Annotated in this window: 8 protein-coding genes and 2 rRNA genes; 9 read left to right on the top strand and 1 reads right to left on the bottom strand. The window is 56.8% G+C overall.

Going from position 1 to position 15,056, the window contains the following annotated elements:
* Nucleotides 1–343 precede the first annotated feature (343 nt).
* Together JNO48_06520 and rrf are read left to right on the top strand one after the other, a co-directional pair.
* Nucleotides 344–3,238, top strand: a 23S ribosomal RNA gene (locus JNO48_06520).
* A gap of 316 nt (nucleotides 3,239–3,554) precedes the next feature.
* Nucleotides 3,555–3,671: ribosomal RNA gene (gene rrf, locus JNO48_06515) — 5S ribosomal RNA — on the top strand.
* Nucleotides 3,672–4,218: 547 nt separating this feature from the next.
* On the opposite strand, the gene JNO48_06510 is transcribed toward rrf, so the two are convergent.
* The gene (locus tag JNO48_06510; GenBank protein QTE69545.1) at nucleotides 4,219–5,634 is read right to left on the bottom strand and encodes a family 43 glycosylhydrolase; all 1,416 of its coding nucleotides are present in this window, start codon (nucleotides 5,632–5,634) and stop codon (nucleotides 4,219–4,221) included.
* 124 nt (nucleotides 5,635–5,758) lie between these two features.
* On the opposite strand from JNO48_06510, the gene JNO48_06505 reads away from it, so the two are divergent.
* The 7 genes from JNO48_06505 (at nucleotide 5,759) to htpG (ending at nucleotide 15,054) form a co-directional block, all read left to right on the top strand.
* Nucleotides 5,759–7,363 carry an alpha-L-arabinofuranosidase gene (locus JNO48_06505; GenBank protein QTE69544.1) on the top strand — a complete coding sequence of 535 codons (1,605 nt, stop codon included), beginning with the start codon at nucleotides 5,759–5,761 and terminating at the stop codon, nucleotides 7,361–7,363.
* Between the two features lie 109 nt (nucleotides 7,364–7,472).
* Nucleotides 7,473–8,555 carry a metallophosphoesterase gene (locus tag JNO48_06500; protein QTE69543.1) on the top strand — a complete coding sequence of 361 codons (1,083 nt, stop codon included), beginning with the start codon at nucleotides 7,473–7,475 and terminating at the stop codon, nucleotides 8,553–8,555.
* Between the two features lie 30 nt (nucleotides 8,556–8,585).
* Entirely contained in the window at nucleotides 8,586–9,971 is a 1,386-nt protein-coding gene (locus JNO48_06495; GenBank protein QTE69542.1) for an MATE family efflux transporter, read from the top strand.
* A gap of 73 nt (nucleotides 9,972–10,044) precedes the next feature.
* Entirely contained in the window at nucleotides 10,045–10,548 is a 504-nt protein-coding gene (locus JNO48_06490) for a hypothetical protein (protein ID QTE69541.1), read from the top strand.
* Complete coding sequence (locus tag JNO48_06485; protein QTE69540.1) at nucleotides 10,541–11,770, top strand: site-specific DNA-methyltransferase; 1,230 nt, start codon at nucleotides 10,541–10,543, stop codon at nucleotides 11,768–11,770. The genes JNO48_06490 and JNO48_06485 overlap by 8 nt, the downstream gene beginning before the upstream one ends.
* Nucleotides 11,771–11,874: 104 nt before the next feature.
* A complete protein-coding gene (gene recA / locus JNO48_06480) occupies nucleotides 11,875–13,005 on the top strand; it encodes a recombinase RecA (GenBank protein QTE69539.1) in 1,131 nt (376 codons plus the stop codon).
* Nucleotides 13,006–13,158: 153 nt separating this feature from the next.
* Nucleotides 13,159–15,054, top strand: a complete 1,896-nt coding sequence (gene htpG / locus JNO48_06475) for a molecular chaperone HtpG (protein ID QTE69696.1) — start codon at nucleotides 13,159–13,161, stop codon at nucleotides 15,052–15,054.
* Nucleotides 15,055–15,056: the final 2 nt, after the last annotated feature.

The following is a 15,056-nucleotide window of genomic DNA, read 5'->3' as shown; positions in this document are numbered from 1 at the left end:
AGGCAGACGCCGAAACCGAGGTCGATATGAAAGAGAAATCTTTCATCTAAAAGCTTCAAAGAAGCAAAACGGAACGTCAACGAACGTTCGAAAAAGGAAACAGCTGTTGAATGTTTGCAAATTGAATCTCTGTATCGTTTTCAGGGTTCGCGGATAAGGAATCGCACGCGCACCGCGGAACTGCAGTCGCAGTTCTCGCGCACCGCACGCGAGATCGCACCTTGACAACTGCACAGCGAAGAAAGATTCAGGAAAGGCCAGTTGCATCAGCAGGGAGACCTGCTGAGGTAAGGAAAATGTAAATTTTCACAAAAACAATTGGTCTCAGGATCAGCGACGAAAAAATCAAGCTACAAAGAGCACAGGGTGGATGCCCTGGCACCATACGCCGAAGAAGGACGTGGCAAGCTGCGATAAGCTACGGGGAGCCGCAAGCAGGCATTGATCCGTAGACATCCGAATGGGGAAACCCGGCAGTCGAAGAGGCTGTCACCGTAAGATGAATCCATAGTCTTACCGGAGGGCACGCGGGGAACTGAAACATCTAAGTACCCGCAGGAAGAGAAAATAAATAATGATTTCCTAAGTAGCGGCGAGCGAACGGGAAAGAGGCCAAACCGGGGAGCATGCTCCCCGGGGTTGTGGGTCAGCGACACGCACGCGAGATCTTAGCGGAAGAGAGATGGAAAGCTCAGCCAAAGGGGGTAACAGCCCCGTACGCGAAAAGATCAGACGGCCAGCTGAAACCAGAGTACCGCAGGGCACGAGGAATCCGGCGGGAAGCAGGGTGGACCACCATCCAAGCCTAAATACGATATGGTGACCGATAGCGCATAGTACCGTGAGGGAAAGGTGAAAAGAACCCCGGGAGGGGAGTGAAAGAGAACCTGAAACCCTGTGTTTACAAGCAGAGAAAGTACACGCGATGTACGATCTCGTACTTTTTGTAGAACGGACCGGCGAGTTACGTTATGCAGCGAGGTTAAGAACTGAAGGTTCGGAGCCGAAGCGAAAGCGAGTTTGAATAGGGCGATAGTTGCATGACGTAGACCCGAAACCGGGTGACCTATCCATGGCCAGGTTGAAGTGGGAGTAAAATCCCATGGAGGACCGAACCAGACGTCTGTTGAAAAAGGCGGGGATGAGCTGTGGATAGGGGAGAAATTCCAATCGAACCCGGAGATAGCTGGTTCTCCTCGAAATAGCTTTAGGGCTAGCCTCATGGAGTAATTAATGGGGGTAGAGCACTGAATGGGCGCGGGGGACTCAAATCCTACCAAACTCTATCAAACTGCGAATACCATATAATGCAGACCATGGGAGTCAGTCCGCGAGAGATAAGTTCCGCGGGCAAAAGGGGAACACCCCAGATCAACCGCTAAGGTCCCAAAGTACACGTTAAGTGGAGAAGGATGTGGAATTGCACAGACAACCAGGATGTTGGCTCAGAAGCAGCCACACATTTAAAGAGTGCGTAATAGCTCACTGGTCGAGTGGTTGTGCGCCGAAAATGTCCGGGGCTAAAACGTGACACCGAAGCGATGGATGCGCGCAAGCGCGTGGTAGAGGAGCATTGTATGCAGGCTGAAGCCGTATCGAAAGGCACGGTGGACCGCATACAAGAGAGAATGCCGGTATAAGTAGCGAGAGCGAAGCGAGAAACTTCGCCGTCGAAAGCCCAAGGTTTCCTGGGGAAGGTTCATCCACCCAGGGTAAGTCGGGACCTAAGCCGAGGACAGCGGTCGTAGGCGATGGACAGCAGGTGTATATTCCTGCACTACCGAAGAATGAAGCAGTGACACAGAAGGATAGCCTGAGCGGGGTGATGGTCAACTCCGTGCAAGCATCTAGGTTGGGGCGTAGTGAAGTACGCGTCCCTCTAAGCTGAGATGTGATGCGGACCGAAATTAAGTAGGGAAGCAGGTGAGTTCACGCTGGCGAGAAAAGCTGCTAGTACATCTGAAGGTACCCGTACCGGAAACCGACGCAGGTGGGCGAGGAGAGAATCCTGAGACGAACGGGAGAACCCTTGTTAAGGAACTCGGCAAAATGACCCCGTAACTTCGGGATAAGGGGTGCCACGAGAGTGGCCGCAGAGAATAGGCTCAAGCGACTGTTTAGCAAAAACACAGGTATCTGCGAAAGAGAGATCTGACGTATAGGTGCTGACACCTGCCCGGTGCTGGAAGGTTAAGGGAACATGTTAGAGCAATCGAAGCATCGAACCGAAGCCCCAGTAAACGGCGGCCGTAACTATAACGGTCCTAAGGTAGCGAAATTCCTTGTCGGGTAAGTTCCGACCCGCACGAATGGTGTAACGATTTGAGCGCTGTCTCAACAGGGGGCCCGGTGAAATTGAAGTATGGGTGAAGATGCCCATTACCCGCGACTGGACGGAAAGACCCGTAGAGCTTTACTGTAGCCTGATATTGGATTTCGGTAACGGATGCACAGGATAGGTGGGAGGCTGAGAGCCCAGGACTTCGGTTTTGGAGGAGCCGGCGTTGGGATACCACTCTTCTGTTACTGGAATTCTAACATGGACCCGTAAACCGGGTAATGGACAGTGTCAGGTGGACAGTTTGACTGGGGCGGTCGCCTCCGAAAGAGTAACGGAGGCGCCCAAAGGTACCCTCAGAATGGATGGAAATCATTCGAAGAGTGCAAAGGCAGAAGGGTGCCTGACTGCGAGAGTGACAATTCGAGCAGAGACGAAAGTCGGGCTTAGTGATCCGGCGGTATTGAGTGGAAAAGCCGTCGCTTAACGGATAAAAGCTACCTCGGGGATAACAGGCTGATCTCCCCCAAGAGTCCACATCGACGGGGAGGTTTGGCACCTCGATGTCGGCTCGTCGCATCCTGGGGCTGAAGCAGGTCCCAAGGGTTTGGCTGTTCGCCAATTAAAGCGGCACGCGAGCTGGGTTCAGAACGTCGTGAGACAGTTCGGTCCCTATCCATCGTGGGCGTAGGAGTCATGAGAGGAGCTGTTCCTAGTACGAGAGGACCGGAATGGACGCATCACTGGTGCAACTGTTGTCGTGCCAACGGCACAGCAGGGAAGCGAAATGCGGATGGGATAAACGCTGAAGGCATCTAAGCGTGAAGCCCACCTCAAGAATAAGACTCCCATTGCGCAAGCAAGTAAGACCCCCGGAAGACGACCGGGTAGATAGGTCATCGGTGGAAGTGCGGTAACGCATGGAGCTTGATGATACTAATAGGTCGAGGGCTTGATTTTACGCGTGATCTTGAGACAAATTGGTAAAGGCAAAGACTGAATCTGGAAGCTGTGCAGTTGTCAGGGGCGAACCTTTTACGGCCGCCTGTGGCGGAAATACCGTAAAAGGTGAGGTCAACCGAAAGGGAGCAAGCTCCCTGGCAGGGAGTTGCGACCATTGAGGTTGCGGTGCCTGCCGGTTGACGCGTAAATCCCAGAAAGGCCCTGGAAGAGGAAGAAAAGGACGACGGAAGGGGCCGAGTTCCGCTAAAGGAACGATGTGACGGAAGAACAGACCCAAGGGAAAGAACGGAAGTCACAAATATAGCTCACCATTTCCGGTGGCAATGACGAAGGGGTCCCACCTGTTCCCATACCGAACACAGAAGTTAAGCCCTTCAGTGCCGATGGTACTTGACTGGTAACGGTCCGGGAGAGTAGGTCGCCGCCGGATTCCAAATAAAACTGCCGCAATCAAGCGGCAGTTTTTTTGTCATTAGCCGGCGCTTTCCGCAACCTCAGTTGGCGCACTGCTCCCTTGGAGCGGTCGCATTGCTTGCTTCGGTTGACTCGCTCGGGTCGCTTTTGACTTCGTCAAATGCCCCACTGGGGCACCGCTTCCCTCGCTCCCCGCAATCTCAATGGTCGTGGCTCCCCACTGGGGAGACCACTCCCTTTCGATTGACCTCACCGCCGACGAGACTCTTCCGTTCGCTCAATAGCCCTGTGGTCTCCTTGGAGCGGATCCCACAGGACTTTTCGCGCTAACAAACTCGAGTCGCTTGCCTACGGCACTCCCCACTGGGGAGACGCTTCTCTCGTTTGCCACTGGCAGTCGTCGGCGGTTCGTCCGCAACCTCAATAGTTGCAACTCCCCGCACTGCGGGCCGTCAGAGCTTCGCCCGGATTCCAATACAGCCGCTTGCATAACGCAAGCGGTTTTCTTATAGAATCCCGGCAGAAATAAAATAGCCGCTTGCTAACGCAAGCGGCTGATGTGGTTAATTCAGGGTAAAGCCGGCAAACTGGAGGTGCCCCTGGCCGGTGAAGGTGAAATACAGGGACCGGACACCATCGGGGATCGTGATATCGGCTTCCGTGTCATGCCATACATTGGCATAACCGATCGGGAAGGTACCGATGATCTCTCCATCCCAGGCGGTACGAAGCTCCATCTGTCCGTTGGCATATCCCTTTGTACGGATGCTGACCTTCCGAATATCCCGGCAGTCGAAATAGCGGAAACCCGCTGTTGCGGATGAGCGCATGTTGGCCACATAGCCGATTCCATGACCGCCCTCTTCGATTTCCTGGGTGATCTTCGGGAAACGGTCATCCATCCAGCCGCTCCAGGGAACATAGACTACTTCCTCGCTGGTAAACAGATGGCAGGCGATATACGCCGGATACCATCCTTTTCCTTCCAGCGGACGGACGCTGCCGCAGGAAGTCATCTCCGCCTGGATGGCGGTTCCGTCTTCCCGGAAGTTCAGCTTTTCAAAGCAGCCCTGGCGGGAATAATTGGTTCCGTTGGTATGGCGGTGGTAGAAGATATACCAGCTGTCCCCGATTTTCTCCATGCTGCCATGGTTGTTGGCGGTGTAATACATCGGCTTGTCTGCCGGCTTATAGGAGTCAATTCCCTGGTCGCAGCTGCTGATCATGCATCCCTTGTACGTGAAGCCGCCGGTGGGTTCCGTGCTGACCGCGTAGCACAGCTCATGGAATCTGATGGAAGAATAAATGAAGTAATACAGGTTTCCGCGCTTCCGGATGGAGGGCGCTTCAAAAAACTCATGCCCTTCAAAGCCGCTTCCCTCACTGTACATGACTCCCGGCGCCACAAAGCGCGGCGCTTCCTGCACGGTCAGCATATCCGGGCCAAGCACAGTACACATGGCTCCATGGCGGGACTTATCCCCGTATCCGCAGAAACCGGTGTAAAGGTAGGTCCGGTTTCCTTCCGTCAGGACGCCGGGATCAAACTGGGGTTCATCGCCGGCCTTTTCGCCCAGGCGTGTTCCGTCCGGATAAGCGACATAACCGTAGAACGCATACGGTCCCTGTGGGACATTGCTGACCGCAACGGAGACCACGCCCCAGGTGCTGAGCACATAGTACAGATAGTACCGGCCGTCCGGGCCCCGGGTGACATCCGGGGCGTACAGATTGCCCTGGAGGTCCGTGTTGTGCGGATCCTGGTCTTTACGGTAGATGACACCTTCATATTTCCAGTCGCCAAGGTTATCCACCGGGGCACTCCAGCAGACATAGTCGCCCATGCAGTACACATCGCCGCCGAAAAAATCATGGGAGCCGTAGACATAGACCCGGTCCCCGAACACATGCGGCTCACCGTCCGGTACGTATTCCCAGTTGGGCAGATATGGATTGATCACCTGTTTGCGGTCCGCCATCGGTCAGAACCTCCTGTTTTGATATTCCATGATTTCAGAATGAATCAACGTATGATATAATAGCTCATCGGTCTGTTTTTTGTAAACATATTCGTTAACCCAACTTTCGGGGAGGACAACATTTATGAAGAAAGCATCACTGACGGTGCATCCGGATTTCAGAATCGGGGAGATTTCCCCACGCCTTTTCGGCGCCTTCCTGGAACCGATCGGATCCATGGTGAACGGAAGCATGTACAATCCGAAGCACCCGGCCGCCGATGAGCAGGGACTGCGAAAAGATTTTTATTCCGCACTGAAGGAGACCGGGCTTCCCTGTGTTCGCCTGCCGGGCGGAAACTTCGTTTCCGGGTGGCAGTGGAAGGATTCCATCGGCCCGATGGCGGAGCGCAGAACCCACCTGGATATGGCATGGCGCCAGTATATCCCCAACGATGTGGGACATGATGAATACCTGCAGTGGGCGGAAAAGGCCGGGACGGAACCAATCTATACCGTGAACCTGGGTACGGGAACGCTTCAGGATGCAGCCGACTGCGTGGAATATACCAATTTCAGCGGCGGGACCTGTTGGTCAGACCTGCGGAAAAAGAACGGACATCCGGACCCGTACGGGGTGAAGATCTGGTACCTGGGAAACGAAATGGACGGTCCGTGGCAGATTGCATCCTGGGAGAAAAAGCCCCGGGAGTACGGCATACTTGCCCATGAAACTTCCAAGGCGATGAAGTGGATTGATCCGAAAGCGGAAACCGTGGCCTGTGTGTCCTGTTCCCCCTTCCTGAACCATTATCCGGAATGGGACCGCCAAGTGCTTGAGGAATGCTACGAAACGGTGGATTATATTTCCCTGCACCATTACCATTCCGCGCCGCCGGACCTGCCGCAGGCGCTGCTGGCCGGCTACCTGGCATTCGAGGATTATATCCGCACGGAGATCGCGCTGTGCGATTACCTGCGCACCAAGCTGCGTATTCAAAAAACGATGATGCTGTCCCTGGATGAATACGGCAGCATGTTCCGGCCGCGGGGAGATTTCCATCCGGGAATCGGCGGGCAGCAGCACGCGGAGAACTTCTGCGGATTTGATCCGGACCGGAAGTATGTCCGCCATGATCCGGATGACTGGTCCACCCGGCGCATGCCGCCGATGGACGGGGAAATGCTGCGGGCACTGGGCACCGCGAGCACGATGCTGGTGATGCTGAGGCACGCGGACCGCGTGAAGATCGGCTGTGCAACCGGCGGACTGAATGACCTGTGCCGTACAGACCGGGAGCATGCCTGGAAGGGTGCGTGCTATTATCCGTTTACCCAGATGATCCGGACCGCAAAGGGAGTGTCCCTTCGCTGTGAGGTAACCTGTGATACCTATGATGTACCGGGATATGTGATTGACGACATGAACCAGTACGCCGGGTTTGAGAACGCCGCGACGATCCAGGCAGCTGCCGCGATGGATCAGGCGGCCGGGGAAGCGTATGTGTATGTGATCAACGCGTGCCTGGATGAGCTGCAGGAACTGACGATGGATGTCCGCGGGTTTGCCGGATGGACGTTCAGCGGGCATACGGAAATGTATGCGGAAAACCCGAATGACGCCAATACATACGAGCATCCGGATACCATCCTTCCGAAGGAGAACCGCAGGACGGCCTGTGAAAACGGAACACTGCGGGCACAGCTGGCCCCGGCATCCTGGAATGTCTTCCGCTTTACCCGGAAATGAACGGTCTGAATCCCCGCCCGGAGATCCCGGGCGGGGTTCATGATCGTATTGCCAATTGGGGAACAAGCTTTTATAATGGTCGCATATCGCCAGAAAGGGGGAAGCCGGAATGAAGCAGTACCAGAACCGGTACATCTTTTCTTCGGATATCATGCGCCGGCAGAAACGGGCCAAGCGCCGGATGTTTTTCGTCCTGGCCGTCCTGCTGTTCCTGGTGCTGGCCCTCTTTATGGGAAATATCATGACTTCGCACCGTGTGGTGGTGGAGGATCTCCGCGTTACCGTACTGAACCTGCCGAAAGACCTGGAAGAGTATTCCATCCTGCATATCAGCGACCTGCACGGCGCACGGTATGGGGACAAACAGAGGGCGATCGCGTCCGCGCTGGGTGCCCGGCGGTATTCCGCTGTGGTGATCACCGGGGATGTTCTCGGTCCGGACCGGGATATTAATCCTCTTCTGGAGCTGATTGCCCTGATGCCGAAGGAGACACCGAAGTATTATATTCCGGGCGATGTGGACGGGGATCCGATTGATTATTCCGCCCACGGAAGCCTGTCGGTTTACACGGAATGGGCGGAACAGATGATCCGGGCCGGGGTTACGATCCTGGACCGGCCGGTATCGGAGACCCGCAAAAAGGGGACGATCTGGTTCATTCCGGAGGATCTGTACGCCATTGACCTGGACGGGCTGGAAACGACATACAGAACCCAGATGGATATCCTGAACCAGCGGGCGGCATCCCTGACGGCGGACGATGCGGCCAGGATCCGCGCAACGGGATACCAGCTTGCGCGCATTGCCGAAATCCGGGAATTGAAAACCCAGGTAAAGCCGGAGGATATCCAGATTGTGCTGACGCATACCCCGCTGTCGGAAGAATATGTATCCGGCACAGCCGCATGGAGCGGGAAGGGAGCTGCGTTTTCCATCCGCTATGCTTCCATGATCCTGGCGGGCCACTATAACGGCGGCCAGTGGCGGCTTCCGTTCGGCGGCGCCATCTATGTACCGGAACTGGGCTGGTTTCCGGAGGATGCAGAGATCATGGGACTGAGCTATGTAAACGGCGTTCCGCAGTATATCAGTCCCGGACTGGGATCGGACCCCCATTATAACTACCAGCCGGGCCGGCTGTTCAACCATCCCGTGATAACGCGGATTACACTGACCCGGTACGAACAGTAAACCAACCGAACCTGATACGGAGGAGCAAGCATGCCCACGATCGGACGAAGAAGGGAAAAGAAGCACGAGATTGACATGACGGAAGGTCCTCTGCTTCCGAAGATCCTGGCCTTTTCCGGCCCGCTTATCCTGACGGGCATCCTTCAGCTTTTATATAATGCTGCCGACGTGATTGTTGTCGGCAACTACGCGGAAAGCCATACGGCCCTGGCGGCAGTATCCTCCACCGGCTCGCTGATCAACCTGCTGGTGAATGTTTTCATGGGCCTGAGTGTCGGAGCAAGCGTGGTGATTGCCCGGTGCTATGGCGCCCGGGACATCATCCGGATGCGGAAGGCGGAACATACGGCTATCACCATGGCGCTGTTCATGGGAATCGCCGTGGGACTGTTCGGGTTCTTCATGGCCCGGCCGCTGCTGGAACTGATGGGTTCCCCGGACGATGTGATCGACGGGGCGACGCTCTATGTGAAAATCTATTTTATCGGCATGCCGGCCAACATGCTGTATAACTTCGGCGCGGCGACCCTGCGGGCAGTCGGGGATACAAAGCGCCCGATGGTCTACCTGATGATCGCCGGGCTGATCAACGTGCTGCTGAACCTGCTGCTGGTGATTGCGTTCCGGATGGACGTGGCGGGTGTCGCGATCGCGACGGTGGCCAGCCAGGTGATCAGCATGACGCTGGTGATGATCTGCCTGCTGCGGACGCGCGGGGTGATCCAGCTGAACCTGCAGGAATGCCGGATTGACCGGAAAAGCGCTGGGGAAATCATCCGGATCGGCCTGCCGGCCGGGCTACAGGGAAGCCTTTTCTCCATTTCGAATGTGCTGATCCAGTCCGCTGTGAACAGCTTTGAATCGGTCGTGATGGCCGGAAACGGCGTGGCGATGAACATCGAGGGATTCGTCTACACGGCGATGAATGCCCAGCACCAGGCGGATATGACGTTTGCCAGCCAGAACTACGGCGCCGGGAAAACGGACCGTGTCAAAAAGGTCCTCTGGTGCTGCCTGGGAACCGTGGCGGTGATCGGAATCGGGATGGGACTGCTGATCCGCGCCTTCGGGGCGGAACTGATCGGGCTGTACAATTCCCAGCCAGACGTGATTGCCGCCGGGCTGAAGCGGATGGATATTATCCTGCCCACCTATTTCCTGTGCGGGATGATGGACGTGATGGTCGGCCAGCTGCGGGGAATCGGATACTCCGTGATGCCGATGATCGTTTCCCTCGCCGGGGCGTGCGTACTCCGGATCATCTGGATCATGACGGTATTTGCTGCCAACCCGACCCAGGAAATCCTGTATATGTCCTATCCGATATCCTGGTTTGCGACCTTCGCCGCGCACATGGCCTGCTACCTGCTGGTGGCGCGGAAAAAGCTCGGGGACCGGGACCCCGGAAAGAATTGACAAAACCGCACGGGCGGCTTTATCATGAGAGCATCGAAACAGAAAACGGAACCTTTGCGGAGGATGCCGGAATATGGACGATGCTCTTTTTCGTGCCCGGGAAAAACTGAACAGCATCACACCGCTGAAGCGGGACTGCGGCCGGGTGTGCGGCAGCCGTTGCTGCGATTCCCAGGAAGGAGAGGAAACAGGAATGCTCCTGTTTCCCGGGGAAGACATGCTTTACCGGGACCGGGAAGGATGGACGATCCGGCAGACACCGGCCGGGCCGATGGTGATCTGTCCGGGTACATGCAGCCGGGAGGACCGTCCGCTGGCGTGCCGCCTGTTTCCGCTGCTTCCGGTGATCCGGGACGGAACGGTAAAAGCGGCGATGGACCAGCGGGCTTACGCGGTGTGTCCGCTGGCGCGGCAGGGAATCCGGGCGCTGGATCCCGAATTTGCCGAGGCGGTGCGGGAAGCCGGGAGAATGCTGGCGGCGGACGGGGAGCAATACCGTTTTCTGGAGGTGCTGACGGAGGAACAGGACGAGCTGAAACAGCTCAGGAACCGGCTGGGAGGCGACAGTCATGTTTGAACAGGTCAATATCAACCGGGAAGTCATCGGAGCGGGGGAGAACCTGCTCGTATGCGGCAATGTGATGGCGCTGCCGCAGGAAATCAGGGACCTGGCCGGAAAGGCGCAGTGCGTCTATCTGGATCCGCCCTTTATGACCGGGGAGAAATTCATGCGCCGCCGTCCGTACGGGGAGCAGGGATGGAAAACCGGAACTCCCGCACCGCGCTATCCGGCATATGAAGACCGGTATACGGGCGAAAAGGAATACCTGCGGCTGCTGCGCCGGATGGCCGGCGTCGCGAAGGAACTGCTGGCGGATACGGGCGTGTTTTACCTGCACCTGGACTGGCGGATGGCGGCACCGGCCCGGATCATGTGTGACAAGGTATTCGGAAAGACACGGTACCTGAATGAGATTATCTGGGCATATGAAAGCGGCGGAAGGTCCCGGCGCTATTTTTCCCGGAAGCATGATGTGATCCTGCTGTACGCAAAGGGCCCGAAATATGACTTTGACCTGACCCGGGTTCCGCTTCCGCGCGGTGACGGCCGGCGGAACCATATGGCCCGGGGGCGGGACGAGCAGGGAAGGATGTTCTCCCGGATTGTCTCCCATGGGAAGGAATACCGCTATTATGATGATGAACCGGTCTATCCGGGCGACGTGTGGACGGATATCAGCCATCTGCAGCAACGCGATCCGGAACGGACCGGATACGCCACCCAGAAGCCGCTGAAGCTGCTGGAGCGCCTGCTGCTGCCTGTAACGAAGGAAGGCGACCTGGTGGTGGACCTGTGCTGCGGAAGCGGTACGACGCTGGAGGCAGCGGACCGGATCGGCTGCCGCTTCGCCGGGCTGGATGTGAATCCTGAGGCCGTTTCCATTGCGCTGAACCGGCTGAAGAGCGACAACCTGACGGTACTGTGCCCGTGCGGGAAGGGCGGGAAGGTCCACCTGCTGACTGAGGACGACACAGCGGGCGGACGCTTCCGTATGAACGGACTGGAAATGGACAATCCGGCCTTCCCGGCAAAGCAGTCAGCGGCGGACAATGTGGAGTCCTGGGAAACCGGGCGCATCGAGGACGGTGTTTTCTATGCGGACCAGCGCTTCCGCCGCAGCTTCCGGTATCCGGAACTGACGCAGGAACTGAAGCTGGATCCGGCATCCGTAACAGCGGTGGTCACCACCGATGCGGCGGGGGTCCGGAGGGCCTGGAAACGGTGCCCGGAGGAATAGAAAAAGTTTTTGTTCCCCTTGTGTTTTCAAGGGCCCGGCGGTAAAATACCGATAGAAAAGAATCGCCCCGGAGCGATGAAAAACCATATTGGAGGAAGACAATCATGGCGACGAAGAAACCCGCGAAAACCGAACCCGCAGCCGACAGTGTACAGGCGGAGAAGCTCAAGGCACTGGAACACGCACTGGCGGATCTGGACAAGCAATTCGGCAAAGGCGCCGTCATGAAGATGGGATCGGATGCGATTAACCGCGATATCCCCGTGATTCCGACCGGATGCCTGACCCTGGACTACGCCCTGGGCGTCGGCGGCATTCCCCGCGGCCGGATTGTGGAGATCTACGGGCCGGAATCTTCCGGCAAGACGACGGTGGCGCTGCACATTGTGGCGGAAGCGCAGAAGGCCGGCGGCATTGCCGCGTTTGTGGACGCGGAGCACGCCCTTGATCCGCTGTATGCGAAGAAGCTGGGCGTCAACATTGATGACCTGTATGTTTCCCAGCCGGATACCGGCGAACAGGCGCTGGAAATCACCGAAGCCCTGGTCCGCAGCGGCGCGCTGGACGTCGTCGTGATCGACTCGGTGGCTGCCCTGGTGCCGAAGGCGGAAATCGACGGCGAGATGGGCGATTCCTTTGTGGGCCTGCAGGCCCGGCTGATGAGCCAGGCACTGCGCAAGCTGACCGGTGTCATCAACAAAACCGGGTGTGTGGCGGTGTTCATTAACCAGCTGCGTGAGAAAGTCGGCGTGATGTACGGAAATCCGGAAACGACGCCCGGCGGCCGCGCACTGAAGTTCTACTCTTCTGTCCGGCTGGATGTCCGCAAGGGCGAACAGCTGAAGAACGGGAGTGAAGTGATCGGCAACCGCACCAAGGTCAAAGTGGTCAAGAACAAGGTGGCGCCGCCTTTCCGGGTCGCTGAGTTCGATATTATCTACGGCGAGGGAATCAGTACGGAAGGTACGCTGCTGGATATGGCCGTGGAGCGGGATATCATCCACAAGAGCGGCGCGTTCTTCTCCTACCAGGACCAGCGCCTGGCCCAGGGCCGTGACAATGCCCGCCTGTACCTGAAGGACCATCCTGAGGTGACAGCCGAGATCGACCGCCAGATCCGCGCGGAACTGTTCGCACCGAAGAACCTGACCACGGAAGAGCAGAATGCCGTCCGCGCCCAGGCAGCAGAGGAAGAAGACGATCTTGCCCTGCTGGAGGAGGATCTCGGGGTATAATTCCTGCACGAAAAACACAATTAGCACTCTCGGAACGAGAGTGCTAATTTTTTCTTGTATTTTGGTTTCCCGGGTGTTACAATACGCATGCACAGAAAGAGGTGCCGCCGCGGGAATCCGCGGGTTTTTTGTCAGGAGGTAAGTAAAATGGCAATTCAGAAAGAGAACGGTTCTGTTTCGATTGACGCGCAGAATATCATGCCGGTGATCAAGAAGTGGCTGTATTCAGATAAGGATATTTTCCTGCGGGAGACCGTGTCGAACGCATGCGATGCAATTACCAAGTTCCGGATGCTGCATCCGGACAGCGAAGAGCCCATGACTGTGACGGTATCCGTGGACAAGGAAAAAAAGACCATCCGGATTTCCGATACCGGTATCGGCATGACGGATGACGAGGTCCGCCGGTATATCAACCAGGTGGCGTTTTCCGGCGCGGCCGAATTCATGAAGCAGTTTGAGGACAAGCCGGAGGAGAAAGGCGACATTATCGGGCATTTCGGCCTGGGCTTCTACTCCGTGTTTATGGTCAGCGAAAAGGTGGAAATCGAAACGCTGTCCTGCACGGAAGGGGCGGAGCCGGTATCCTGGGTATCCGCGGACGGCATGGACTATGAAATCTCCGCGGGCAGCCGGACGGCGCACGGAACTGACATCATCCTGCATATCACCGAGGATGAGAAGGAATTCCTGGATACCTGGCGGGTGCGGGAGGTCCTGAACCGCTACTGCGGATATATGGCCTACCCGGTCATGCTGGAGGACGCGAACGCGAAGCCCGTGGAGAAGGACGTCCCCGTCGGCGATGAGAAGAACGAGGACGGCACGCCGAAGACCGAAAAGATCCTTGAAATGCCGAAGCCGCAGCAGATCAACGAGACTGCCCCGCTGTGGCTGAAGAAGCCGGCAGACTGCACGGATGAGGAGTACAAGGCGTTCTATCACAAGGTATTCACCGATTTTGACGATCCGCTGTTCTGGATCCACCTGAATGTGGATTATCCCTTCAACCTGAAGGGAATCCTGTACTTCCCGAAGCTGAAGAACGATTTCGGCACCCATGAAGGCCAGATCAAGCTGTTTGCCGGACAGGTATTCGTGGCGGACAACATCAAGGAAGTCATTCCGGAATTCCTGATGCTTCTCAAGGGCGTGATCGACTGCCCTGACCTGCCGCTGAACGTCAGCCGGTCCTTCCTGCAGAACGACGGGTATGTGAAAAAGATCAGCGCGCATATCACCAAGAAGGTGGCGGACAAGCTGAACGGCCTGATGAATACAGAGCGGGAGGCTTATGAGGGATATTGGGATGACATTGCCCCGTTCGTCAAATACGGCGCGATCCGGGACAGCAAGTTCCATGACATGATCAAGGGCGCCATCCTGCTGAAGAAGACGGACGGCAAGTACGAGACCATTGATGAATACAAGGCCGCCAACTTTGACAAGACCGACAAAAAGATTTATTACACCAACGATGAAAAGCGCCAGGCGGCGTCGGTCAAGCTGTATACAGACCGCGGAATTGAAGTTGCGGTGATGAATACGCTGATCGACGGCAACTTCATGTCCTTTATGGAATACCAGGGCAGCGAGGAAGACCGGATCACCTTTGCCCGGGTGGACGCGGACATCGACGGCCTGAAGGAGGAGTCCGACGAGGGCAAGGACCTGGATGCGGAGAAGCTGCAGGCACTGTTCCGCGGCGCGCTGGGGAAGGACAGCCTCGAGGTGAAGCTGGAGTCCCTGGGAGACCCGGACATGACCGCAATGGTAACTGAAGATGAACAGATGCGCCGCTATAAGGAAATGAGCCGGATCTACGGCCAGGATTTCCCGATTCCGGACAGCTACACACTGGTGCTGAACCGGCGGAACGAGACCGTACAGGCGCTGGCCGCACGGGATCCGGAGGATGAAGAAACAAAAATGCTCTGCTGCCAGGTGTATGATCTGGCCCGCATGGCGGCACAGCCGCTGGAGGCGGAGGAGATCACGGCATTCCTGGAGCGGAGCAGGAAGATCCTGAACCGTGTGGTGAAGGGATAAGA

This window comes from Clostridiales bacterium (genome assembly GCA_017569285.1).
Lineage (GTDB): Bacteria > Bacillota > Clostridia > Christensenellales > Aristaeellaceae > Aristaeella.
Note: the sequence above shows the minus strand (reverse complement) of the source record. Positions and strands in the feature narration are given on the sequence as shown.